The sequence below is a fragment of the Vibrio penaeicida genome, assembly GCF_019977755.1.
Lineage (GTDB): Bacteria > Pseudomonadota > Gammaproteobacteria > Enterobacterales > Vibrionaceae > Vibrio > Vibrio penaeicida.
In genome coordinates this window covers 1,876,157-1,899,483 of the sequence record NZ_AP025144.1, presented here as the reverse complement: position 1 = coordinate 1,899,483, position 23,327 = coordinate 1,876,157, and the positions used below count along the sequence as shown (strand labels likewise).

At 42.6% G+C, this 23,327-nt stretch carries 21 protein-coding genes; 9 read left to right on the top strand and 12 right to left on the bottom strand.

Annotated features, from left to right (window positions below; all coding sequences use genetic code 11):
* Nucleotide 1: 1 nt before the first annotated feature.
* Together LDO37_RS08540 and LDO37_RS08535 are read right to left on the bottom strand one after the other, a co-directional pair.
* Nucleotides 2-367, bottom strand: coding sequence for an STAS domain-containing protein (locus LDO37_RS08540; RefSeq protein WP_126606322.1), 366 nt, complete (start codon nucleotides 365-367; stop codon nucleotides 2-4).
* Between the two features lie 18 nt (nucleotides 368-385).
* Nucleotides 386-1,282 (bottom strand): protoglobin domain-containing protein, encoded by an 897-nt coding sequence (locus tag LDO37_RS08535; RefSeq protein WP_126606321.1) that lies wholly within the window; start codon nucleotides 1,280-1,282, stop codon nucleotides 386-388.
* A gap of 216 nt (nucleotides 1,283-1,498) precedes the next feature.
* Here LDO37_RS08535 and LDO37_RS08530 point away from each other — a divergent pair, with 216 nt between their 5' ends.
* Nucleotides 1,499-1,726: a glutaredoxin family protein gene (locus tag LDO37_RS08530; protein WP_126606320.1), complete on the top strand. Its 228-nt coding sequence runs from the start codon at nucleotides 1,499-1,501 to the stop codon at nucleotides 1,724-1,726.
* Between the two features lie 68 nt (nucleotides 1,727-1,794).
* On the opposite strand, the gene LDO37_RS08525 is transcribed toward LDO37_RS08530, so the two are convergent.
* Nucleotides 1,795-2,667: a LysR family transcriptional regulator gene (locus LDO37_RS08525; RefSeq protein WP_126606319.1), complete on the bottom strand. Its 873-nt coding sequence runs from the start codon at nucleotides 2,665-2,667 to the stop codon at nucleotides 1,795-1,797.
* A 94-nt stretch (nucleotides 2,668-2,761) separates the two neighbouring features.
* Here LDO37_RS08525 and LDO37_RS08520 point away from each other — a divergent pair, with 94 nt between their 5' ends.
* The 3 genes from LDO37_RS08520 (at nucleotide 2,762) to dbpA (ending at nucleotide 6,038) form a co-directional block, all read left to right on the top strand.
* Entirely contained in the window at nucleotides 2,762-3,970 is a 1,209-nt protein-coding gene (locus LDO37_RS08520) for an MFS transporter (RefSeq protein WP_126606318.1), read from the top strand.
* 101 nt (nucleotides 3,971-4,071) lie between these two features.
* Nucleotides 4,072-4,629 (top strand): DUF1415 domain-containing protein, encoded by a 558-nt coding sequence (locus tag LDO37_RS08515; RefSeq protein ID WP_126606317.1) that lies wholly within the window; start codon nucleotides 4,072-4,074, stop codon nucleotides 4,627-4,629.
* A 20-nt stretch (nucleotides 4,630-4,649) separates the two neighbouring features.
* On the top strand, nucleotides 4,650-6,038 hold the full coding sequence (gene dbpA / locus LDO37_RS08510) for an ATP-dependent RNA helicase DbpA (RefSeq protein WP_126606316.1): 1,389 nt from the start codon (nucleotides 4,650-4,652) through the stop codon (nucleotides 6,036-6,038).
* An 84-nt stretch (nucleotides 6,039-6,122) separates the two neighbouring features.
* On the opposite strand, the gene LDO37_RS08505 is transcribed toward dbpA, so the two are convergent.
* The gene (locus LDO37_RS08505; RefSeq protein ID WP_126606315.1) at nucleotides 6,123-7,178 is read right to left on the bottom strand and encodes a sensor domain-containing diguanylate cyclase; all 1,056 of its coding nucleotides are present in this window, start codon (nucleotides 7,176-7,178) and stop codon (nucleotides 6,123-6,125) included.
* 170 nt (nucleotides 7,179-7,348) lie between these two features.
* Here LDO37_RS08505 and LDO37_RS08500 point away from each other — a divergent pair, with 170 nt between their 5' ends.
* Nucleotides 7,349-7,924 (top strand): nucleoside triphosphate pyrophosphohydrolase family protein, encoded by a 576-nt coding sequence (locus tag LDO37_RS08500; protein WP_104399856.1) that lies wholly within the window; start codon nucleotides 7,349-7,351, stop codon nucleotides 7,922-7,924.
* 301 nt (nucleotides 7,925-8,225) lie between these two features.
* Here LDO37_RS08500 and LDO37_RS08495 read toward each other — a convergent pair whose 3' ends face one another.
* The 4 genes from LDO37_RS08495 to LDO37_RS08480 form a co-directional block, all read right to left on the bottom strand.
* Nucleotides 8,226-8,870, bottom strand: a complete 645-nt coding sequence (locus LDO37_RS08495; protein WP_126606314.1) for a hypothetical protein — start codon at nucleotides 8,868-8,870, stop codon at nucleotides 8,226-8,228.
* 165 nt (nucleotides 8,871-9,035) lie between these two features.
* Nucleotides 9,036-10,358: a hypothetical protein gene (locus LDO37_RS08490; RefSeq protein ID WP_224055412.1), complete on the bottom strand. Its 1,323-nt coding sequence runs from the start codon at nucleotides 10,356-10,358 to the stop codon at nucleotides 9,036-9,038.
* A gap of 364 nt (nucleotides 10,359-10,722) precedes the next feature.
* Nucleotides 10,723-12,321 carry an isocitrate lyase gene (locus LDO37_RS08485; RefSeq protein WP_101114807.1) on the bottom strand — a complete coding sequence of 533 codons (1,599 nt, stop codon included), beginning with the start codon at nucleotides 12,319-12,321 and terminating at the stop codon, nucleotides 10,723-10,725.
* A gap of 80 nt (nucleotides 12,322-12,401) precedes the next feature.
* On the bottom strand, nucleotides 12,402-14,573 hold the full coding sequence (locus LDO37_RS08480; RefSeq protein ID WP_126606889.1) for a malate synthase G: 2,172 nt from the start codon (nucleotides 14,571-14,573) through the stop codon (nucleotides 12,402-12,404).
* Nucleotides 14,574-14,758: 185 nt separating this feature from the next.
* On the opposite strand from LDO37_RS08480, the gene LDO37_RS08475 reads away from it, so the two are divergent.
* A complete protein-coding gene (locus LDO37_RS08475) occupies nucleotides 14,759-16,306 on the top strand; it encodes a DUF3612 domain-containing protein (RefSeq protein WP_224055411.1) in 1,548 nt (515 codons plus the stop codon).
* Between the two features lie 146 nt (nucleotides 16,307-16,452).
* Here LDO37_RS08475 and LDO37_RS08470 read toward each other — a convergent pair whose 3' ends face one another.
* Nucleotides 16,453-17,868 (bottom strand): DEAD/DEAH box helicase, encoded by a 1,416-nt coding sequence (locus tag LDO37_RS08470; protein WP_126609746.1) that lies wholly within the window; start codon nucleotides 17,866-17,868, stop codon nucleotides 16,453-16,455.
* A 168-nt stretch (nucleotides 17,869-18,036) separates the two neighbouring features.
* On the opposite strand from LDO37_RS08470, the gene LDO37_RS08465 reads away from it, so the two are divergent.
* From LDO37_RS08465 to LDO37_RS08455, 3 genes are all read left to right on the top strand, one after another.
* Entirely contained in the window at nucleotides 18,037-18,252 is a 216-nt protein-coding gene (locus LDO37_RS08465) for a hypothetical protein (RefSeq protein WP_126609745.1), read from the top strand.
* Entirely contained in the window at nucleotides 18,233-18,466 is a 234-nt protein-coding gene (locus tag LDO37_RS08460; protein ID WP_101114798.1) for a hypothetical protein, read from the top strand. The genes LDO37_RS08465 and LDO37_RS08460 overlap by 20 nt, the downstream gene beginning before the upstream one ends.
* A gap of 361 nt (nucleotides 18,467-18,827) precedes the next feature.
* Entirely contained in the window at nucleotides 18,828-20,267 is a 1,440-nt protein-coding gene (locus LDO37_RS08455; protein WP_126609744.1) for a glyceraldehyde-3-phosphate dehydrogenase, read from the top strand.
* Nucleotides 20,268-20,422: 155 nt separating this feature from the next.
* Here the strand turns inward: LDO37_RS08455 and btuD are convergent, their stop codons facing one another.
* The 3 genes from btuD to LDO37_RS08440 are packed head-to-tail and all read right to left on the bottom strand — an operon-like array spanning nucleotide 20,423 to nucleotide 23,249.
* Nucleotides 20,423-21,172 (bottom strand): vitamin B12 ABC transporter ATP-binding protein BtuD, encoded by a 750-nt coding sequence (gene btuD / locus LDO37_RS08450; RefSeq protein ID WP_126609743.1) that lies wholly within the window; start codon nucleotides 21,170-21,172, stop codon nucleotides 20,423-20,425.
* Nucleotides 21,159-22,154 carry a vitamin B12 ABC transporter permease BtuC gene (gene btuC / locus LDO37_RS08445; RefSeq protein WP_126609747.1) on the bottom strand — a complete coding sequence of 332 codons (996 nt, stop codon included), beginning with the start codon at nucleotides 22,152-22,154 and terminating at the stop codon, nucleotides 21,159-21,161. Before btuC ends, btuD begins: the two co-directional genes overlap by 14 nt.
* Before the next feature lie 60 nt (nucleotides 22,155-22,214).
* On the bottom strand, nucleotides 22,215-23,249 hold the full coding sequence (locus LDO37_RS08440; RefSeq protein ID WP_126609742.1) for a succinylglutamate desuccinylase: 1,035 nt from the start codon (nucleotides 23,247-23,249) through the stop codon (nucleotides 22,215-22,217).
* Nucleotides 23,250-23,327: the final 78 nt, after the last annotated feature.

The following is a 23,327-nucleotide window of genomic DNA, read 5'->3' as shown; positions in this document are numbered from 1 at the left end:
ATTACACTCCTAAACGACTACGATTAACCAGCTCAATACCTTGCTCTAAACTGGTCACCGTTTTAAGCCCGCTGGTTTCAACACCTAATTCAACCAGTGCACATACAACTCCTGGTCTCAACCCAACAAGTACACACAAGGTGCCCATTACTCCGGCGGAATCGATTATTTTTTTCAATTGCTCAAAATTATCTTTATCGAGAGTCCCCATCCCAGAGAGATCTAACAACACTCCATCCACTGATCTTTGATAAACCTGATCCAACAATTGCTGCTGAAAACTGAGAAGAACCGAATGCGTCAAATCGACCTGAATCGAAGCGATTAGTATTGAGTCCAAGCTATTGATCGTGATTGCTGAATCCATATCCCCCTCCCTCAAATGCTACTTCTCTTTCACATCTAAACCGACGATATTAAAGGCCTCTTCTAGCGCATCCCTTAATGTTGCATTGGTCCTCACTTCGCCCACATTGATACCAAGTTGAACCATAGTTTGCGCAATTGCAGGAGACAGACCAGAAACAAGGCACTCGCACCCCATGAGGCGTGTTGCTTTGGTTATTTTAATGAAATGATTCGCCACAGCTGTATCGACAATTGCTACGCCAGATATGTCCATAATGAAGATTTTGGCTCGAGCATCTGCAATTTTTGCCAATACTGCACTCATAATGTCTTGTGCTCGCTTGGAATCGATAATCCCCACGATAGGTAGCATTAGAATGTCCTGCCAGATCATAGTAACCGGAGTAGACATGGCTAAAAGCGCTTCACTTTGTTCTGAGATCCTGCGGTTAACCAAACTGGTGTAAGTTTCGACCACTAGCGTTGTATCCATGTTCAGAAGTTTGGTAAAGGCTGTTACAAAATCGCTATAGTCGGAATCGCTTTGTTCCCCGTCATACAGTCGCCTAATGAAAATCACCATGGACATGTTCATTCCAGCAAAGTAGATGGAAAGTGGAAGACCAACCCTCGCATGAACTTCACCAAGATTGATCCTATCAGCAACATAAGCTTCATCGACTTCAGCGCCAAAAAATCGCTCCCAATACTGAACTTGCATGTTTTGAACACGGTTTAATCGATTACCGTCGCTAAAATACTGGGTATATTCGGGGATATTTTCTAACCAGGCGTAAAAATGCTTCACATATTCATCTAACCTCGGAACGATGGATCTTCCAACCTTTCGTATAAGGGTCAAATCTTCTTCCGAGATTTCATGCAATTGCATTAAATAACTAGGGTCGGCATTATTACCTTGGACTGAGTCCATATTCTCCTCCAGTGTCACAATAACCATGTACAGTGTGATGTTTTAATTAGGTGACAAGAACCGCACTATTTTTTTAATAGTAGTCAAAGATCTTGTTGTTGAGAGGTTTTTTAGGCAATCGATAGTTTAAACCTGAGCTGTATACGCAGGTAGAATGGGTTTTTCAAACACACCTTTTACGTTAGAATACGTTCTTTTCTAAGCTCAGAGGCTGTTATGAAACGCGTTGTGCTGTACGTGAAAGACAAATGCCCACACTGCAAATCTGCACAACAGTATCTTGATTCAAAGGGAATTAAGTACAGATTGTGTAACGCTAAAATGCAACGTGGCAGAAAAGAATTGGATGCTATCGGCGCTCGTTCTGTTCCTGTGGTAAAAGTGGGGGATCAGCTTTTGATTGGTTGGAACCCAAGCAATTTCGAAAAAATCTACAAGTCATAAATTGAGGAATCGAAGTGCAGCAGTGCATTTGCAGATTCGTCTTCAATATAGGCTAGAAAAACGTCAGCTTATTGATGCTGACGTTTAACATAATCGATAAAGGTTCGATTCGCGAGTGAGAGATACCCTCCTTTGCGCCACGCAATAGCCAGATCAAGGTGAACAGGTGTATCGAATGGAACCGCTTTCACACCTGGCTCATTTTCTGTTACCAGCTCCAGCAGCGCAGTAACAGCAAACTCTTGCCGTACAATTTTTAAAATCATCGCTAGCAAGTTTGTTTCAAAAGAAAACGTCGCTTCATGCCCGTGAGTTACACAAACATTGTCGATAAAATCCCGATGAAAGTACCCTTTTTTGAACATAACAAGTTCTTGTTTGAAAAACGTTTCATAGGAAATCGAACGTTCGGACGCTAAAGGATGGTGTTCCCCGACGACAGCAACCATTTGAGAGCGAAAAATAGGATCGACTTCAAGAGAATAAGGAACATCTTCATTTAGAATCACCCCTATATCCAATTCGCCTCCGAGCAACATTTCTCTTATCGATTGCGTACCTGCCTCTACCATCGTCAGCTTTAGATTAGGGTAAGAAGCTTTAAACCCCATTAATATTTCAGGGAAATAATAGGATCCCATCATACTTGGCAACCCTAACCGGACTTCACCTTTTTCCAACCCTTTGAGCTCACCCATAGCGACTTTTGCATCATTGAGTTGCTGAACGATATTTTTTGCAAAAGGCAACAACACTTTGCCTTCATCAGTTAATGTCAGTCGCCTTTCATCACGATGAAATAATGCAATTTCGAGCTCGGTTTCTAATTTTTTGATTGCGATGCTGAGAGCGGGCTGCGCGATATTCAAAGCAGCCGCGGCCTTTGTTACATTACCGAATTCAGCCACTTTAACGAAATACCTGAGAGGTTTACTTTCCATATATTTATTATATTAATCTCATTAACTTAATATATTTTAAATATAGCTTATGAATCACTAACCTGTGTATACAATTTTTAAACCCAGTGTCACAATGATTTGTACCGATAGCCCGTCATACCGTTCAGTTAGCTTTGCATTAGCATTTGGGTCCTTTATCGTTTTTGCAAACCTCTATTTGTTTCAGCCCATGCTGCCTCTGATGGCGTCACACTTTAACGTATCCTCTACTCAAATTAATTGGGTCTTAGCAGCCAGTACTTTAACGCTGGCACTGTCTTTGATCCCATGGGCGGTTTATTCCGAAACCGTGGGGCGCCGCAGGGTCATGTTAATCAGCCTGTTTTTGCTTCCGTTTGTAGGTTTAATGCTGTTAGCTTCAGAAAGCTTGATTGGGTTAGCCCTATCAAGGGCTGCAATGGGCGCTTCATTAGCGGGGTTTGCTGCTGTTGCGGTTGGGTACATGGCAGAAGAATTCTCCCCCAAAGCGCTAGCGTTGGCCGTTGGCACGTACGTGAGTGCCAATTCTCTTGGGGGCATTGTGGGTAGAATTTACGGCGGAATGATCACTCAGTATTTCAACTGGCAAGTCGCGGTACTCGGAATGGCTGCATTTAGCTTGTTTGGTGCCATCTTGGTTATGCGATTACTCCCTACCCAGCGCCATTTCAAACCTCAGCCGGGCATGTTCTTTCATCATAATCGGGGAGTTATCCGCCATTTAAAAGATCCCAAGTTACGCTACGCCATGTTACTTGGGGGCGTGAACTTCGCCCTTTTTGTCAATTTATACTCTGTTACCGCTTTCCGGTTGGTAGAGCCGCCTTACGAACTCCCTGTGGGTATAGCGTCCATGATCTTCCTCTGCTATTTGGCAGGCACCATCAGCGCGAGGCTAAGTGGCTTATGGAGAAAACGCTATTCAGTAGTTTCAGGAATAGTTGTTGGGACACTCATTAGCGCAACGGGCATGTTTGTCGCCTACATAGATTGGTTAGCGGCTTTGATTGGAGGGTTGCTGTTAATCGGCTTCGGCGCTTTTTTTGTCCATTCTCTTGCCTATGGTTTCGTAAGCCAAAATGCCATACAAGCAAAAGCAACGGCAACCGCCCTTTATTTGGTGCACTATTACGTGGGTGGAAGTTTGGGTGGTTTTCTACTGATTTACTGCTGGCAACAAGGTGGTTGGGAAGCTGTGATAATTGGAGGCAGTGTACTCTATGTCATCATGCTTTTGTTATGCCGAGCCCTTCGCTCATATGAACAGCGCCCCTCGAAGCTTAAGGAGGCGTTGGAATCTTGAGGCATCTCACTCACGCTTGTGGTACGCTTCCGCCCAATCAAACTAATACGCAAAAGCAATACGCAAAAAGCAATACTTTAAAAGCGATAAGAAGTCTCCCAATGTCGAAGCAACATGATGTACAAATACACCAGCAGGTCACTCAATGGCTAGAGGATGTGGTTATAGGTTTAAACCTGTGCCCTTTTGCCGCCAAACCCAATCGTAACAAGCAAATTAAGATAGCCATCAGCCATGCCGAAAAAGAAGAGCTGTTGCTAGAAGACATTCTTAACGAGCTCAACGAACTTAATGGCTGCGAACCAGAGAAGCTGGAAACCACGCTGGTTGTTGTGCCAGACATGCTCGATGATTTCATGGACTATAACTTCTTTATAGATTGGGTTGAAGCGCTCATCAAACAACAAAATTGGGAAGGCATCTATCAAGTTGCTACTTTCCATCCAGACTACTGTTTTGGTGGTGCAGAGCCGGAAGATGATGAAAATCTAACCAACCGTGCTCCTTTTCCCATATTTCATTTGATTCGCGAAGAGAGTATGGAAAGAGTACTGAAACACTACCCAGATCCAGAATCGATTCCAGATACTAATATTGAAAGGGTTTCTAACCTTTCGGAAGCGGAAAGAAAGAAGCTCTTTCCTTACTTGTTTGTTTAACCCTGTTTTAGGATATTCACTTGTCTCAATCATCATTTTCATCAATTGGTCTCAAGCCAGAACTTCTCACTAACCTTGATTCGATGGGTTATAAAGAGATGACTCCGATTCAGGCGAAAAGCCTTCCTCAAGTTCTTTTAGGAAAAGACGTTGTTGGTCAGGGCAAAACCGGTTCAGGTAAAACCGCTACATTTGGTTTAGGGTTACTGCAAAACCTAGATGTTAAAAAGTTCAGAGTACAGTCTTTAGTCCTTTGCCCTACTCGCGAATTGGCTGATCAAGTCGCGAAAGAAATTCGCAAGTTGGCGCGTGCTATTCATAACATTAAAGTACTGACCCTGTGTGGCGGTACGCCAATGGGCCCACAGATTGGCTCTTTAGAGCACGGTGCGCATATTTTGGTTGGTACTCCAGGTCGGATCCTAGACCACTTGGAGAGAGGCCGCATCAATCTCGATCATCTGAATACTTTGGTTTTGGATGAAGCAGATCGTATGTTAGATATGGGCTTCCAAGATGCGTTGGATGCGATTATCGAACAAACACCTGAAAACAGACAAACCTTGCTGTTCAGTGCCACATTCCCAGAATCCATTGAAGCCATTTCAAAACGAATTCTTCGTAACCCGACCATTGTTAAAGTGGAGTCAACTCACGACACCGTGAGTATTCGACAACATTTTTACAAGGTAGACAGCTTTGAAGAAAGACTGGAAGCGACACGCCTGTTGCTTATGAATGATCAGCCTGAATCCACCGTAATTTTCTGTAACACCAAGCGGGATGTAGACGAAGTCGCTGATGAACTTCGCTACCGTGGGTTTAGTGTTATTGCGCTACACGGCGATATGGAGCAAAGACAGCGAGACCAAGCACTGGTTCAATTTGCAAATAAGAGTGTTTCGATTCTGGTCGCAACGGATGTTGCCGCCAGAGGGCTTGATGTCGACAACCTAGACGCAGTGATCAATTTTCATTTGGCTCGCGATCCTGAGGTACATGTTCATCGAATTGGTCGAACAGGTCGAGCAGGCGCGAAAGGCTGTGCGCACTCCTTCATTAGTGAAAAAGAATCGTACAAAGTTGCACAAATCGAAGAGTATTTCGATTTTGAAATATCGCCTAAAGCGCTGCCAAGTGATGATGTGCTTGATGCCCCTACTTTTTACGCCAAGATGGTAACACTTCAAATTGATGGCGGAAAAAAGCAAAAAGTAAGACCGGGGGATATTTTAGGAGCACTGACTGGCGATAAAGGCATATCTAGTGATCACGTAGGTAAAATTAACGTATTTCCGATGAGCGCTTATGTTGCCGTAAATACATTGAGCGTGAAAAAGGCATTTAAGAAACTCGAATATGGAAAGCTTAAAGGCAAACAATTTCGAGTACGTTACGTGAAAAATTGATTCGTTAGACTTTGTCTTTACTTGAAATCAAATCTTTATTTAAAACCATATCATCACGTAGATCTTCATCTACGTTGATGATAATTAATCTACTTCGAACCCGTTGTATACGACCCTATTTCTTCCGTTTTCTTTTGCTTCATACAGCGCCGTATCTGCGGATAAAATGAAGTCATCTAATAAAGATTTAGGGTCTTCGACATAAGATGTATTGAACTTAAAATGGCAAACGCCAATCGACACGGTAACGGGTTTTTCATCTACTGTAGTTCGAGATACGCCCGACATAATTCGGTCACAAATCTTTGAAATGTCGGAATGATTGGTTCTGGGTAACCAAATCACAAACTCCTCTCCCCCAAACCTCGCAATTAGATCCACATCTCTTATTGCGTCTGCGATACCCGACGCTGTTTCAGCAAGAATTTTATCGCCAAACAGGTGACCATGGTTATCATTCACCTTCTTGAAATGATCAATATCGATTAATGCCACTGCGCCTTCCGCTCTATCGTATGCTAGCCTACCAATAGACCGAGGTATAACACCCAGCATAGAATGACGGTTAGGCAATTCTGTTAATGGATCAAATAAAGCCAGCTTCTCAAGTTCAGCGTTTAGTTTTTTCAACTCTTGCTCTTGCTTGTTGCGTACAAGCTCCACAGAAATCCAAGAAGCCATTAACTGGAGTGCATCAATATCCACCTGACTGAATTCCCGTTCATAGGGTTTAGGGCTTGAGAAATTGAGGGTGCCAAACAGTTTGCTTCCTAAATGTACTGGTATCCCAATATAGGATTCGAGAGCAAAAGCTTCATACGCTGGATGAACAGAAAACTCATCATGCTCGCCAACGTGCTCTATCGCTACTGGCTTATTGGAAAAACAAGTGACTTCACAGTATGTATTAAGAAACGGGAAGGTATCACCAGGGTTGAGCTCGATACTACTTGGACAATAGACATTAACGATAGTGTAATTTTCGCCTCGAATTCTGGACAAAATACCGATATCCAATTGAAAGCGCTCACAACCTAATTGGAGTAACTCTTGGATTTGGACATCTATCCCTTTCGAAAAACTATTCGTAATTTGGTATAGACGACGTATAACCTTTTCACTTGAGCTCTGGTCATTCATATTTCTGCCTTAGATTCCCTCTCATAGCCTGCAGTAACATTTTTATTTTTAAGGAACTATTTTCTCTGACCTAGCAGATTAAGTTTAGCTATAAAGCTCACGAATTAAAGCAAATGAAGAAAATTAGTTTTTCTGGTAACATTTCGAAAAATTCAAACGAGAAGCATAAAATGCAACTGACAAAGCTGACTCAAGACCTATACGATCATCTATATCAAGACATTACTGAATTCCGCTCTACTTTTGACTTACCTGTCGCACAGCCAGATTCACTGGATGAAAAAGCCGACCAGCTTCATTCTTCTTTAGCCATTGAAGAGCTCACAGAGCTCGCAGAAGCCGACTGCAAGACTGAACAAGCCGATGCTATTGTAGATACGGTATACGTCCTTATGGGCCGATTAGTGCACCTTGGCCACAGTAAAATGGAAGACAACATTGCAATCAGTTACCTGATTGACCTGCTTCTTCACGTCGCTGCAAACCGCGAGATTGATTTTGTGCCATGTTGGGATGAAGTGCATTCCAGTAACATGAGCAAAGTGTGCCGTAACGAAAATGAATACAACGAAACCGAAGCGCATTACGCAAAACAAGGCGTGAAGCTTGTAGCGGTCACTAAAGGCGAGTACATCATTGCTAAATGTGCAGAAGATGTAACACTTGAAGGCAAAACAATTCGCCAAGGAAAGGTTCTTAAGTCGGTTTACTACCGCCCTGCTGATCTGGCAAAACTAACGGCTTAAGCCGACGACGTTTACTAGTGACAAGCCCGAGTTTCAATACTCGGGCGTTTTGTTTCTACGAGCTATAATTTCTACGAGCTTTAATTGCTTAATTCTATATGACCTCAGTTATGGATAAGAAACAGCATAACTCGTTAAATTCAATTAAAACTGTACTTTATGGTATTAATGGATCTTTCGTCACGACTTCATTTGCTTTAGTTCAAACCGAAGAACACCCTTTAATTCAAGGGACAACTAGCCTAAACCTGCGACAAAGAGCAAAACCACTCATAATTAAGCAGTGTTCATATCTTATTGGTTAGTTCTTACTACCAAAAAGCATCACCACACCCAACCAAGAAAACCATATTATTTGAGTTATGCCGAAAATGGCTGTGAGTACATCAGCGGGATAAATCGTCAGAATACCAACAATGCCAACGAAATAGCCCAAGTAGTTAAAAGCTTTAGAAAATTCATTGCATCTATAAGCAGCAATGCTTAACAATAAAACCCATAAGCCTCCAACAACCTCGTTCCCACCACCGATACCTTCAACTATGGTGGAGATAATAGACCAAACTAAAATGGCTTGTTCTGAGTTCGTTGTTGATAACTCAAGGGCAGCAGCTAAACCTATGTTTGAAATCATTCCGCTGGCAATGACCAAACCCACCCAAATTACCCCATAAATTGAAGCCACTTTCGATAGATTTGGAGCATTGATTTTCAAACGTTCATGAACTGCCAGTACGAGCACAGCCAAAAGAATACCAAACAGCACATACATAACGAGGTTTACAACGGAAAAAATAGTTTGATTTTCAGAAAGAAAAGCCAATTTTCGAATCGAGTCGGCATCAACAGGAAAATCCCAATAAACGCCAAAAAATACGAAGGCTGATACATAAATAACAGCCTCAGATAATGCCGCTATTCCACCTATCTTTTGTAAGTGACTCATTATTTTATCCTTTATCGGGATCAGTGTGATTAGGATAAAATAGTAGCTGATAGTCGATTAATTACACGCTAACAGGGAATTAATGACATTAGTTCAATACCCAGAGACGCTGCGCGTAGGATAAGGAAAGCGCCAAACATTAACTATTGACGCTATGGTTTCTTGTTATATTCTTTGCTTCTCAAGTATATAATTATTTAACATTTTGATTGTATCAAACATCGCAGTACGGCTATCAATCGATGATTTTTCAAGTAACATTTCGAGTGCTTTATTTTTATGCGCTGATTGCGTACTTCTCGCTTTAATATCGCCTTTACTCTCTATTACGTTGTATAAATTTTTAATTAAATAAATACTATTAGCGCATAGGTCCATTGAGCTTGTTACTGTTGACGCTATTGGATTACAAAGGCTAGATAGTGATTTAATCACACCATAACTACTTTCAATAAAAACATTTTTTTGTCGAAGCCCATTTTCTTTATTTATAAAATGTGACACTTCTTTTTCTAATTCAACTTTAAAGCGGGAGTGAATATCATCAGCCATATTAGCAAGTTCGTTTAGACTATAAAAATCTATGTGATCCTTTTGCATTATTATTTTGGATGAAAGCTCTACTAGATTGTTATATTTTTCAATGAAATTAGAATTATCTATGACTGTTCTCAACTCTAATATATCCTTAAAAGAGAGTGAATCAATCATATTCATGCTAGGGGAGACTCTATCTAATGTTGAAAAAACTTGCTCTATAAATAACCTATTGAACACCTGTTCATTTGATAAGAAAGTTTCATTTTTTTTGATATCATCTAGTGAATAGTCAAACGTCATATTTTCTTGATCGAGAGCACTTTCACAGTTGACAACTCTCGCTCCAGAAGTATTGTAGATTAAGTTTTTATAACGTTTGTATTGAGGAAAATCCTTCTTATGGATATGTAACTCCACAGCCTGTAAGTATTTACGGTGCCCTAATTCAAAATTTCCGATAATATCTATAATTATAGAAATATTAAGACTGGATGTATGCTTTAATTGCTTTCGTAATAAAGAGTTACTGAACGCAAAACCTTGCAATAATTTCTCTCTGAACCAGGTTGTGTTACTGTAAAAATCCCACTCGACACATTCCTGAAAAAGATCATTATAAAACCTCTGCTTCGCCCAAGGGTATGATTTACCCAGAGCTCCGCTTAAGTCTCCATCATGTTTATTATTAAGTGCAGGTATCAAAATTCCACTGGAAAATAATTCGGGACTCTCTAGCACTAGGTCAAAAGCCATTTGACCTTTTAAATGCGCAGCGCCAAACACGATTTTATTCTTTGTAAGTAGTAACACTTTTAATGAGCGTTTTAAAATATTATATATTTCATCTTTATCTCTGCTCAGATAAGACTTTTTATCAAAGCCTGTGAAATAGATTCTTGCACCACTCAAAGTATCGGGCTGAATTTTATTCATAACTTTAGTATTCAAAGACACCTCTGCTTAACAAAAATTTATAACAATTATTATGAGACAAAATGTCCGAATAATTCATCCACAACCGCACCTTTCGCCTTGCGGGCATTTTCGTCACAATATCATATAAGACCATGTAATACATAAAGTTATAGTTAAATTTTACAAAATGCCGTAGCAATAGAACAATAGATTTTAAAACAAAGTGAACATTGATTAATATTCAATCAAATCGTTTGTAGAGACATTGCTTATACACCAAATGATAAGTCCTATTTCGTCTCACCTTGATAGAGCATGTTCGTCAAAAAGTTCGGCACAATAAAAACAAAAACGCCAACTTTTTAAAAGGTTGGCGTTTCCTAATTAATCCGCTTTTTTAAGCGAATTGATTCATGGTGTTGTTTTCACCAGAGGCTTTCAGCGCTTGCTCTCCAGAGAAGTACTCTTTGTGATCGTCCCCGATGTTAGAACCCGACATGTCTTGGTGTTTAACCGAAGCCAACCCTTGACGGATTTCTTTACGCTGTACTTCTTTCACATAAGCCAACATCCCTTTCTCGCCAAAGTAGTCCTTCGCTAGGTTGTCGGTAGACAATGCCGCTGTGTGGTAAGTTGGTAACGTAATCAAGTGGTGGAAAATACCCGCTTCTCTTGCAGCGTCTCGTTGGAAGCTTTGGATTTTTTCATCCGCAGATACTGCGAGTTCTGAATCATCGTACACACTACTCATCAATTTCTCACGTTCATAGCTAGATACATCTTTACCTTCTTCTGCCCACGCATCAAATACTTGCTGGCGGAAGTTCAATGTCCAGTTGAATGATGGGCTGTTGTTGTATACCAACTTCGCATTTGGAATCACTTCACGGATGCGGTTTACCATACCTGCGATTTGCTGAACGTGTGGTTTCTCGGTTTCAATCCAAAGCAGGTCAGCACCATTTTGCAGAGAGGTTATGCAATCCAATACCACACGGTCTTCACCTGTATTCGGTTTGAAACGAACCAAACCATTTGGTAGACGAGTCGGCTTAATGTACTTATCGCCCTGCTTCAATACCATGTCGCCACTGTCTAAATCGGTGAGTGAGCTGATTTCTTCCCCATCGATGAACTCATTGTATTGGTCAGCCAAATCGCCCGCTGTTTGCGACACTGGGATTTTCTGAGTAAGACCAGCACCTAACGAATCCGTACGTGCCACAATCACACCGTCGTCGACACCCAACTCCAAGAATGCGTAGCGAACAGCATTGATCTTCGCTAAAAAGTCTTCATGCGGAACCGTTACTTTGCCATCTTGGTGACCACACTGCTTCGCATCCGATACTTGGTTTTCAATTTGGATACAGCACGCACCTGCTTCAATCATCTTTTTCGCCAGCAAGTACGTTGCTTCTTCATTACCAAAACCGGCATCGATGTCTGCGACGATTGGCACGATGTGGGTTTCAAAATTATCGATTTGATTTTGGACCGCTTGCGCTTTCACTGTGTCGCCGGAGTTACGCGCACCATCTAATTCTTTGTAGAGGTGGTTAAGCTCACGAGCGTCTGCTTGTTTTAAGAAGGTGTACAGCTCTTCAATTAACATTGGTACTGTGGTTTTTTCGTGCATCGACTGATCGGGCAAAGGACCGAACTCAGAACGAAGCGCTGCGACCATCCAGCCAGAAAGGTATAGGTAACGACCACGAGTGGTTTCAAAATGCTTTTTAATAGAAATCATTTTCTGCTGGCCGACAAACCCGTGCCAACAACCGAGAGACTGCGTGTAATTCTCGCTGTTGTTATCATACGCTTCCATATCTTCACGCATGATTTTTGCTGTATAGCGAGCAATGTCTAAACCGGATTGAAATCGGTTTTGAAGACGCATACGTGCCACATATTCAGGGTTAATTGCCGCCCAAGTTTGTCCTTGTTGCTGGATAAGTTCGTCTGCCTTTTGGGTTTCCGTTCTGTAATTTTCCATGGTATCTCTCTTTTAATATTTTATTGTGTTCACGTTATTGGATGTTTCTAATCATTTTCTTGAATATACAACTGCTTAATTCATTGGTACTTTGCTTGCTTTCGGTATTCATGAAGTAGCGGTTCTGTGTAGCCGCTTGGCTGCGCTGCTCCTTTAAATATCAATGCTCTGGCAGCTTGATACGCGGTGCTCGATTCAATGTCTGGCGTCATTGGTTTGTAGCCACTTTCGCCTTCGTTTTGGTCGTCCACTACTTTTGCCATTCGCGCTAAGATGCTCTCAACCTGTTCTTTTTTGCACACTTTATGTGCTAGCCAGTTCGCAATGTGCTGGCTGGAAATACGTAATGTCGCTCTGTCTTCCATCAAGCCTACATTGTTGATGTCTGGCACTTTCGAACACCCCACTCCCATTTCTACCCAACGAACCACGTAACCAAGGATCCCTTGAATGTTGTTTTCCAGCTCTTGTTCAATATCCTTCGCAGTTAGGTTGGTTTCTTGCGGCATTAAGGCAATTTTAAGCATGTTGTTTTTGAGTGAACCTGCGTCTATTTCTAATGTTTTTTGGCATTCAAAAACATTCACTCGGTGATAATGCAATGCATGCAAAGTGGCTGCTGTTGGTGACGGCACCCAAGCTGTGGTCGCCCCAGACAATGGGTGTGCCACTTTTTGCTTCATCATCTCTGCCATTTCATCTGGCATTGCCCACATTCCTTTACCAATTTGAGCTTTTCCAGAGAAACCGCAGGCAAGACCAACCGCGACATTGTTTTGCTCATAAGCAGCAATCCATGGCTGATTTTTGATCTCACCTTTTGGAAGAAAGGGACCGGCTTCCATACTGGTATGAATTTCGTCACCAGTTCGGTCCAAAAATCCCGTGTTGATGAACACCACTCTGTTTTTCGCTTGGCGAATGCACTCTTTAAGGTTTAATGAAGTGCGGCGTTCTTCGTCCATAATCCCGATTTTTAAAGTATTGGGAGCGAGACCTAACATGGACTCAACACGGCTAAACAGTTCACAGGAAAACGCAACCTCTTCAGGTCCGTGCATCTTGGGCTTCACTATGTAGATACTTCCTGTTCTGCTGTTCGAGACGCGACATGCGCTTGAATTCTTGATGGCAATACTGCCAATGAGAGACGTCACGATGGCATCCATGATGCCTTCCGGCACCTCGTTTCCTTCTTGGTCTGTCATTAAGTCGATACCCATAAGGTGACCAACGTTTCGAATCATAAGAAGCGAACGACCATGTAGGGTGTAGTCGTCGCCATTTCGTCCGGTGTACACTTTATCGTCACTTAACTTACGCGTTAGAGTTTTGCCATTTTTGGTAAACTCAGACTTAAGTGACCCCGTAACCAAACCCAACCAGTTGGTGTAAGCTTCTACTTTGTCGTCGCCGTCGACAGCGGCTATGGAATCTTCAAAGTCCATAATGGTCGACATTGCCGATTCAATCTGAATGTCATCAATGCCTGCTAAGTCTTGGCTACCAATGGTTCCGCAGCTGTTGATGATCATTTCAATATGAAGACCGTTGTTTCGTAAAATGATCGATGTGGGTTCTCTATCGAGATCGCTTGCTGCCACAAATTGCCCAGGGTGTTTCAAGCCCGCCTGAGTACCATCAGGGAAAAAGGCCAGCAGGTTTTTGAAGTAAACGGTGTAACTTTCAACGTCGTGGTGCGAACCTTCGTTAAGAGGGAAAACTTCGTCCAAAAAGTCTTTCGCAAACGCAATCACTTTTTTGCCACGTGCTTGATTGTATTTTTTACCTACGTTCATACCCGCGCCGTTTTGGCTAATCACATCGGTGCCATAAAGCGCATCGTACAAACTTCCCCATCTCGCGTTAGCAGCATTTAAAGCAAATCGAGCGTTGCGAATCGGAACAACCAATTGTGGTCCTGCAATTGAAGCAATTTCTTCATCTACATTTCGCGTTTCGATTTGAAAGTCCGGTCCCTCTTCCTCTAAGTAGCCAATCTCTTCTAAAAACGATTGATATTGGTTTTGAGAGAACGAGCGATTTTCACGGTGAAATTGGTCAATCTGAGTTTGCAATTGATGTCTCTTCGCCAGTAGGGCTTGATTACGAGGCGTAAGATCGCTGACTAAACGTGCCACGTTTTCCCAAAACTCATTAGGTTCCAAATCGGTTAATGGCAGTACTTCCTGATTGATGAACTCATAGAAGCCTTGATGAAAATGACATTCCTTTGTTTTCGGTAGACTCATCGCTTCATTCCTCGTGAAATTCTTGGTCTGTATATTCATTTATTCCCTTAGGGAAAGTGTTGATTAAGTGAGCAGCTTCTCCTTTTGAATCATTTCTGCTCGCTTATTGTTCGCTACACATTCACTTTAACTAAATATTTACTAAAATTTCACAAAGAAAATTTCACAATGTAAATTTTACAACTATGAAAAATACAAAAAGTCTATTTAGACAATCCCATTTTTTGGGCACAAAAATCCGTAACCTACGGAAAAGAAACAACTTAACGCTGGAAGATCTGTCGTCACGCTGTGTAAAACTGGACCCTGAATCCGCCCCTTCTGTCTCGTATTTGTCGATGATAGAGCGAGGAAAACGGGTGCCGAGTGAAGATATGCTGGAAGTAATCGCGTCTGTTTTTCAGAAAAATGTGCAATGGTTTCTGGATGATGCGCACGATCAGAAAGAGATCGTGCCAGAGAAAGGAAGCCGTGGTGGCATTCGAGGAATGGCGCTAGAGCCCAGTTTTCTTTTCTCTAATGAGATTCTGCAAATTGCTATTCCTGAAATGCTCTCTCAGACAGGAACAACAGGTCGGCAGTTTGCGCATCTGCTGATACGTGCTCACCAAGAGCATCACCAAAACCACTTCCCTGATCTGGAACGTGCAGCAGAAGAAATCGGTAAAAAGCGAATGCCACTCAGTGTGGAAGATTTGCTCGAAATCTGTGAAAGCGTCGGTTTGAAGATCAAATGGTTTGAAAAATCCACGCAAAGCAGCGTGAGCTCTAATGGCATAGAAGTTCATCGTGTTCTTCGCTCTTACTTTGAAGCGCCGGCTACCTTACATTTGAATAAGTCTTTGAAAAAAGATTCTATTCGCCTTAAATACGATTTAGCGGTCAACATTGGGCATATGGTTCTGCATGATGGAGATGGTGAAAAAAGTATGGTGGTTGCCGACAGCAACCCAAGCTATGAGGTTCGCGATGAATCTAAGTCTGGTGGATCTGTTGAATTGGATTCCACCAAGATTCTCCATGCTTGGCGAGATTTCGAGTGCTCATTCTTTGCTGGTGCTCTACTCTGCCCACGGGTTCCTTTCCGTCAGCTACTCGATAGAAATGGCTATGAGATCGACGTTTGTAAACAAGCTGGGGTGTCTGAATCCATTGCAATGCGGCGTATGACAGCGGTTTCTCCCTACCCACACTGGCATTATTTCGACGCATACAATCCCGGTAAACTCAAAGCGGTATATCGCGGGAATGGCATTCCCCTGCCATGGGGAAATATGCGGATGGTGGAAGATCCTTGTCAGCACTGGTCGGTATTTCGAATGGTGTCGAATGATGACAAGCTGAACGATGATAAAACCGTTGCGCAAATTTCCATTCTTTACCAAAACGACGTTCCACATATTTACTGCTGTGAATCAAAGAAAGTCATGGATTTAGCGGGAAATCCACACGTTTTGTGTACTGGTGTGGATCTCAACCCTGCAATTGACGCACAGGGACATGATTCTGTTGCCGTCGCTAATCTCTTAAAGGACGCATGTGTTCAAAATGGTGGTACGGCAATCATTCCGCTTAAAGTTCGGAAGTTGCTAATGACTGTGGCGCGGATACTTAACATCAACTGGGTAGAGCGTGGAATAGATAATCGGGCTCGCTTGATTTGTTCTCGCGGTGCTGTTTGCCCTCGTGTACCTAAGTGCTATTCCGATTTGGAGCCAGTTTCAGGAGCCTAAGCGTTTCAAAAAGCTCAATGTTTCAACTAGCTAGAAACAAGAAAAGCGCCATTTTACTTGGCGCTTTTCTTCTATTTCAAAGACCAAATACAGTCTAATCAAATCTTTTGTTTGTTGGGCTATGACAACCTCAAGCTTTGTTAGTACTAGGCTTTGTTAGCGCTAGGCTTAGGCTTATGTCTGCGCTGAGGCTTTCTTACTGGCTTCTCAGATACGCCTTTGTTCTCGTTCGAATTACGATTGCTTCTTCCCTGTCTAGGCTTTTGTTCGTCAGAGTTAAAACGTCTTTTCTGATTGCCTTGCTTCTGGTTCTTGTTGGAAGAATTAGAGTTGGACTTGCCTTCTTCATTCTGCCCACCAAAGTTTTTGTTTTTCTTTGGCTTCTTCGGCTTGATCGGGCGAGTATCAAGTTTAGAAGCTGGAAGTGGATGAACAGGTACATAACCTTCTAGCGTTTCTCGCGGAATCAGCTTCTGGATTAAGCGTTCAATAGCAAACAGCTCTTTGGCTTCATCGGCACAAACGAGTGAATACGCTTTACCCGACTCGCCTGCACGACCAGTACGACCAATTCGGTGTACGTAATCTTCTGGAACATGAGGCAGATCGAAGTTAACAACTTGTGGCAGTTGAGGAATATCCAAGCCACGCGCAGCAATATCCGTCGCAACAAGCACTTTTATTTGGCCTGTTTTGAAATGCTCTAAAGCTTTGATACGAGCACCTTGGCTTTTATTACCATGAATAGCCGAAGAAGAGATTTTCTCTGCTTCTAGAAAACGACTGAGTCTATTCGCACCGTGTTTTGTTTTTGAAAATACAAGCACCTGCTTCCAATCATTATCTTTAATCAACTGAGCAAGAACTGATGGCTTCCTCTTTTTGTCTACGGAGTACAGGTACTGTTCTACCGTTTTGGCTGTCGCATTAGGAGGGCTGACAGAAATTTGTTCTGGGTTCTTAACTAAACCTTTTGCTAACTGGCGAATGTCGTCAGAAAACGTCGCTGAAAACAGTAAGTTCTGGCGCTGAGTAGGCAGGAAGGACAAGATTTTTTTAATGTCTCGGATAAAGCCCATATCCAACATACGATCGGCTTCATCTAAAACCAACACTTCCAACTGAGAGAACTTAACCGCATTTTGTTGATAAAGATCCAACAACCTTCCCGGTGTTGCCACCAAAACATCGGAACCTTTACGCAACTTCATCATTTGAGGGTTAATTTTCACACCACCAAAAACAACATTGGAGGTTAAAGGCAGGTATTTACCGTATTTTACAACGCTACCGTTCACCTGTGCAGCCAACTCACGAGTCGGAGTCAGCACAAGTGCACGTACATTGTTTGCTTTAACTTTAGGTCCTTTTGCAAGGCGCTCTAGGATTGGAAGTGTGAAACCAGCAGTTTTTCCCGTTCCCGTTTGGGCAGCAGCCATAACATCTTTTCCTTTGATGACTGCTGGTATCGCTTTAGCTTGAATTGGTGAGGGAGTTTCGTACCCCTGCTCTTCAATCGCTTTCATGATTTCAGCAGATAAACCCAAAGAGGAAAAACTCATATTAAAAAATCTCATTTTATGAAGTAGCGCACAGGCGCTAAAAAGGGCGCCATTCTCCTTGTTTTCAACGGTTAAAGCAACTAACGATTGTATGAATCATACATTCATCTTCTATTCATAGATCTTTCCTTAATATGAACTCACTCATTAAGAAGCATAAGGAACACCATGAAACGAATTTTACTATCAATCGCATCAGTTATTGTTGGGCTTGTTACGTTGTTTACTGGTCTGTTCATGGCGGTTTTTATCGGCATTGCAGCAGTAATTATGGGAAAAAGATTAGAACGCAAAATGGAAAAAGACGGCTTTCATACATTCAGTTCAAATACTCGCCGCAGTGCTACTATAGAAGGAGATTATGATGACATTACAAGTAAGTAAAAGAGAGCGCATTAAGCAAGCTTTAAGAAAGCGTAGCGTGTTTGCTTTTTATTTGGCAGCGTTCGCTACAGCTTTGGTATTAACTTACCCTGAAGCAGATCACAAAAAACAAGATCCTAATATGGCAACACAGCAACAAATCCAGCTTCAACCCGTAAATTTTGAGTTCGACGAATTCATTGCCCGCAATGAAGGTCAGATTTTCTCCATCTAAGGCGGCAAGGCGTAATTGCCGCCAATTAGATCACACTTTTCTATGTAATTAACACCAAAACACCTCATCTTCCGTGATGCCAAACGTTTACGTCGCGAATTAAGCGAATCATAAGTAAACAAAATGTTTCAAATTCCACTCATAGCATTTGTCTTTTTAGGTGTTTTAAACCATCAAGTATCAATTATAGCGTGCTTAGCACCATCATTAATTTTACTAGCAGAATAAGCATCTCAACTTTACAATCCTCACGCATAAATATAACAAACATCCTACATAAAAATATTATCCCTAACCCAGCTTATGATTGAGCCGTGAGGCTGTATCTAAGCTATAAAACGTGAAAAGGTCTAAAGTAAAGATGAGTCCAGAAAAACACCTTCTAGACTGGCAAACAAGCCAAACCAATGCTGAATCCATATTCCCTATTCTTGGTCAGCTTTACCGACAAAAAGGCGTAGAAGTTTTGCTTTTTGGTCGCCCTCTCGTTAACGCATCGACTATTGATATTGTTAAAGCACACCGACTCGCTCGACGTTATGTCGGTAACGACCTTTCTCCGTCGCAAACTCTACCTGTTTTGCAGCGTCTAAATGAAATGTCACTATCCCCTTGCCGTATTGATGTTGGGCAACTTGCTCATGGCTACTGGCAAAACAATGAAGATGAAACCAATCTACGTGATTACTTGTCAACAGCTCTTGTCGAGCCATTAAACGGCGAACCAATGACTGAGCCTCGCGATGTCGTACTTTATGGCTTTGGTCGTATTGGTCGTCTGCTTACGCGACTTTTGGTTGAGAAAAGTGGCCCTGGATACCCTTTGAGGCTTCGTGCTGTTGTTGTACGTGGTGGTAAAAAAGGTGATCTTGAAAAGCGTGCTAGCTTGCTTCGTCGTGATTCCGTTCACGGTCAGTTTAATGGCAGCATCATTATTGATGAAGAGCGCAAAGCCATCATCGCAAATGGCAATTACATTCAGTTCATCTACGCAAACAAACCTGAAGAAGTTGATTACAGTAAATATGGTATTCAAGACTCTCTTGTTGTCGATAATACGGGTGTTTGGCGTGATACTGAAGGGCTTGGTCAACACGTATCTTGCAACGGTGCCTCTAAGGTACTGCTAACTGCACCTGGTAAAGGTAATATTAAAAACATCGTATTTGGCGTTAACGAAAACATGATCCTGCCAGAAGACACCATTGTTTCTGCAGCAAGTTGCACAACTAACGCCATAACACCAGTTTTAAAAGCCATTAACGACAAATATGGCGTCCACTCTGGTCATATTGAAACTGTCCATTCTTATACCAATGATCAAAACCTCATTGATAACTTCCACAAAGGTGAGCGTCGAGGTCGAAGTGCTTCACTGAATATGGTTCTTACCTCAACTGGCGCTGCAAGTGCTGTGGCAAAAGCACTCCCTGAACTCGCTGGGAAACTCTCAGGTAACTCTATTCGAGTCCCAACGCCAAACGTTTCAATGGCCGTTGCTAATTTGAACTTGGAATCAGAAGTCGACAAGGAATCGTTGAATCAATACCTCCGCGAAATGGCACTGAATTCCGCGTTGGCTGGGCAGATTGATTACACGGAGTCAACCGAAGTGGTGTCTACTGATATCGTAGGGTCACGTCACCCAAGTGTTGTTGATGGTGCAGCAACGATTGCTCAAGACAACCGCTGCGTACTTTACATTTGGTACGACAACGAGTTTGGCTACAGCTGCCAAGTTGTTCACTGTATGGAACAAATGATGGGAGTTCATTACAAAACCTACCCTAGTGTTTCGTAATTTTTAGAATCTGCCTGCGTAGCGCTGGTCTTTATAGGTTAGCGCTATGTTTGGGTAATCATATTATTTCAATAATAATAGTCCCACTTTTCCGCCCACGCTCCACTGGGCGGTTTTTTGGCTCCAAATCAGTGGCTTCAAGATCATGATCTAACTCACCTGAAAATTAAGTGTGGCGCCCCTTCTAACTCAACTCGCCTGATCTTCGTTTTGTACACTTTTGCTAGCAGCTCGGGATTCATGATTTCCTTTACGTCTCCGAACCCTTTAGACGTGCCATTTTCAAGCAACAGCACTTTATCTGCATATTGTAGGGTTCTATTTAAATCATGATTTGCCATTACTACCGTGATGCCGAGCTTTGAAATTTGTTCGATCAATTCATACAGCAGAGACTCTTGCCCTATATCTAATGGAGCTGCTGGCTCATCTAGAATCAATAACTTCCCGTAAGGGTTCCATTGAGGCATCACTTGAATGCACATTGCAGCTAATCTCACGCGCTGCCACTCTCCTCCGGACAAGGTGGTGGTATCGCGCACCAATTTGTCATCAACCTGTAACTGAGAACATAGTGTTTCCAATGGCTTACCCAAATCGGTAAGCGTATAACCATTGGGCACGGAAAGAGACAGGAATTGAAGCACCGTCATGGTAAAGGCTGGACGTTCTTGTTGAACAAGATAGGCACGAACGGCGGCTAATTCTTCAAGTGAAAGCTGTTCAATGTTTCGGTCACCATAATGAATCTCGCCTTTATACCCAAGTAAACCTGACAAGGCAGAAAGCAATGTGCTTTTCCCGCTACCATTCGGACCAATAACATGCAGTACATCCCCTTTTTCCACTTTAAATGAAAGAGGCAGAAGTCGATTTCCTACAGACAAAGCATCAACGCAAATCATGGTTTCTTAATAGCATCCAAATGAAGAAAGGCGCACCAATCGTTGTGGTAACAACACCAAGAGGTAATTCAGCGGAGTCGAGAGAAACTCTAGCCAGTATGTCTGCAAATACCAACAGACCAGCACCAGCAATAGCTGACATAGGTAAAAGGTATTTGTTTTCTGTTCCAAAGGCTAACCGCAGTAAATGTGGAATCACTAAACCAACGAAACTGATGATTCCTCCCAAGGCAACGGACATTCCAACCAACAGAGATACTGCGAGGATCAAGCGCCAACGTAATTGGTCAACATCGACACCAAGCTGTTTAGCATGTGTTTCCCCCACCATAAGTTTGTCGAGTTTGCTACCTTGTAAGCATAACCAGACAACAACAGGAACCATAAACAATGTGAGAGTGTGTTGATGCCAACTGGTGCCCCCTATACTGCCCATCAACCAGTACATGAGTACGCGCATGCTCATGTCGTCACTGAAATAGAATGCCCAAGTCACCACAGCACCCGATAAAATACCAAGCGCAACACCGACCAATAGTAACCTTGGTGTACTTAACTTTAGGCTTCTCGCCATACCTACAATCAAAAGCGTAAAGAGCAACGACCCTGCTATTGCAGCCAGCATCGATACTTCAGGGCTTGGCATCACGGGGAGCAGAAACAATACGACAACCATTGCCAAACTGGCACCACCTGAAATACCGAGTACACCCGGTTCGGCGAGCGAGTTTCCCAGCAGCACCTGAAGACTCGCACCTGAAATCGCCAGTGCAGACCCAATCGCTAGAGCGGCAAGCAACCTAGGCAATCTTAGCTCCACAAGTAGCATTTGATTGAGTGGTTCGGAAAAGTTGAAGGGCGAAATAAGTACTTCACCGATAGAAAGGTAGCTAAAGCAGAGGACGAGCAGCAAGATCGAACTTGCAATGAAGCAATTTTTCCATCTGCGCTGCTTGTTTAGAATAAGTTGGTTAAAGTTCATATCGGTATGGTTTGTCAGCATCTCGCTACCATACCGATAAAAAACCATATTAAGCAAGTATCAATCTACATTAACCGTTACTAACTGGTCGTTTTCAAAGCAAGTTTCAGATTCAACAACCATAACAACAGCTCGTTGACCCAACGCTACTTTTGGGTTTGGAAACACAATGGCTTCACCTTGTTTCTCAGCGTACAGTAATGTATCGCCATCGAATCCCAAGAGCTCCCCTTTATCAAAACGTGTAAAGTTCGATACGCCGTCAGAAAAAGTGAAACTAAAATCGAGGTGGTTCTTAATGATAGTGCGGCTAACTGCATACACTTTTAAAGCGTCTTTCTTTGCTGGCATCGAATCGTTTGAAAGTAATGCGCGAAGTGAAAGATCAAAAGCAGAAATTAAACCCAGGTCATTACTGCCGAGCTTTGAAACTCTGCCAAGCTCCATTGTTAACGCTTGTGCACCATAAAACTGTGCCGAGTGCCAACTAAAGGTACTGGTCGGAGAATTCGAAAGCAGCAGCGCTTCTATTTGCCCTGCCTCTAGAAATTCAACGACTTCTTTAGAGCGAACAGGTTGTTCGACGTAAGGGCTAACCGCGAACGTAAAGTGCTCGGATGCGCGAATCGCGCAATGCAAGTCTAGGTGCCAGCGAGTAGTCTGCTCGGTACCTTCAAAAAACGATTTAACGTGTGCTTTTAGTTTTTCCGCAATGTCTGTTTCGATGGTTCCTGGTCGTTCGGTTTCATCAAACAAACGATTTAAGTTTTCTGTCACAAAGCGTGTGTGTTGGTTTGTCGCTTGAGGGTGTCCCAAAATGAGTAAACATCTTGAAGTAGGTTCAAAGCTGCCATCCACGATATCGTTCACCATTTGGTCAACTAACTCCATTGGCGCGGTTTCGTCGCCATGGATACCAGCAGAAACGATGACATTCTTACTGTCTTGAGAAAGTTGCTTGGGCTCCCAAAGAAGGACACCACGATCAACCCAATTTAAAAGACCTGACGATAATGAAAGAGATTGAGGGGAAAATCCCTCATCCAGATCCAATGTATCGTAAAGAAAAGACTGTTTGAAAAGTGAACCCTGCATTGTACAACTCCCTGTCCGGCCCAACATCTGTTGCAACAATGTTACATGTAGGATAGCAAAAAGTACACCGAACGCCTT

Coding starts and splice junctions, on each gene's coding strand:
- LDO37_RS08465 (WP_126609745.1), top strand. CDS start 18,037: ATGAAACGAATTTTACTATCAATCGCATCAGTTATTGTTGGGCTTGTT.
- btuC (WP_126609747.1), bottom strand. CDS start 22,154: ATGAACTTTAACCAACTTATTCTAAACAAGCAGCGCAGATGGAAAAAT.
- LDO37_RS08480 (WP_126606889.1), bottom strand. CDS start 14,573: ATGAGTCTACCGAAAACAAAGGAATGTCATTTTCATCAAGGCTTCTAT.
- LDO37_RS08470 (WP_126609746.1), bottom strand. CDS start 17,868: ATGAGTTTTTCCTCTTTGGGTTTATCTGCTGAAATCATGAAAGCGATT.
- LDO37_RS08500 (WP_104399856.1), top strand. CDS start 7,349: ATGCAACTGACAAAGCTGACTCAAGACCTATACGATCATCTATATCAA.
- LDO37_RS08540 (WP_126606322.1), bottom strand. CDS start 367: ATGGATTCAGCAATCACGATCAATAGCTTGGACTCAATACTAATCGCT.
- LDO37_RS08535 (WP_126606321.1), bottom strand. CDS start 1,282: ATGGACTCAGTCCAAGGTAATAATGCCGACCCTAGTTATTTAATGCAA.
- LDO37_RS08505 (WP_126606315.1), bottom strand. CDS start 7,178: ATGAATGACCAGAGCTCAAGTGAAAAGGTTATACGTCGTCTATACCAA.
- LDO37_RS08485 (WP_101114807.1), bottom strand. CDS start 12,321: ATGGAAAATTACAGAACGGAAACCCAAAAGGCAGACGAACTTATCCAG.
- LDO37_RS08475 (WP_224055411.1), top strand. CDS start 14,759: ATGAAAAATACAAAAAGTCTATTTAGACAATCCCATTTTTTGGGCACA.
- LDO37_RS08495 (WP_126606314.1), bottom strand. CDS start 8,870: ATGAGTCACTTACAAAAGATAGGTGGAATAGCGGCATTATCTGAGGCT.
- LDO37_RS08515 (WP_126606317.1), top strand. CDS start 4,072: ATGTCGAAGCAACATGATGTACAAATACACCAGCAGGTCACTCAATGG.
- LDO37_RS08520 (WP_126606318.1), top strand. CDS start 2,762: ATGATTTGTACCGATAGCCCGTCATACCGTTCAGTTAGCTTTGCATTA.
- LDO37_RS08530 (WP_126606320.1), top strand. CDS start 1,499: ATGAAACGCGTTGTGCTGTACGTGAAAGACAAATGCCCACACTGCAAA.
- LDO37_RS08440 (WP_126609742.1), bottom strand. CDS start 23,249: ATGCAGGGTTCACTTTTCAAACAGTCTTTTCTTTACGATACATTGGAT.
- LDO37_RS08455 (WP_126609744.1), top strand. CDS start 18,828: ATGAGTCCAGAAAAACACCTTCTAGACTGGCAAACAAGCCAAACCAAT.
- LDO37_RS08460 (WP_101114798.1), top strand. CDS start 18,233: ATGACATTACAAGTAAGTAAAAGAGAGCGCATTAAGCAAGCTTTAAGA.
- LDO37_RS08525 (WP_126606319.1), bottom strand. CDS start 2,667: ATGGAAAGTAAACCTCTCAGGTATTTCGTTAAAGTGGCTGAATTCGGT.
- btuD (WP_126609743.1), bottom strand. CDS start 21,172: ATGATTTGCGTTGATGCTTTGTCTGTAGGAAATCGACTTCTGCCTCTT.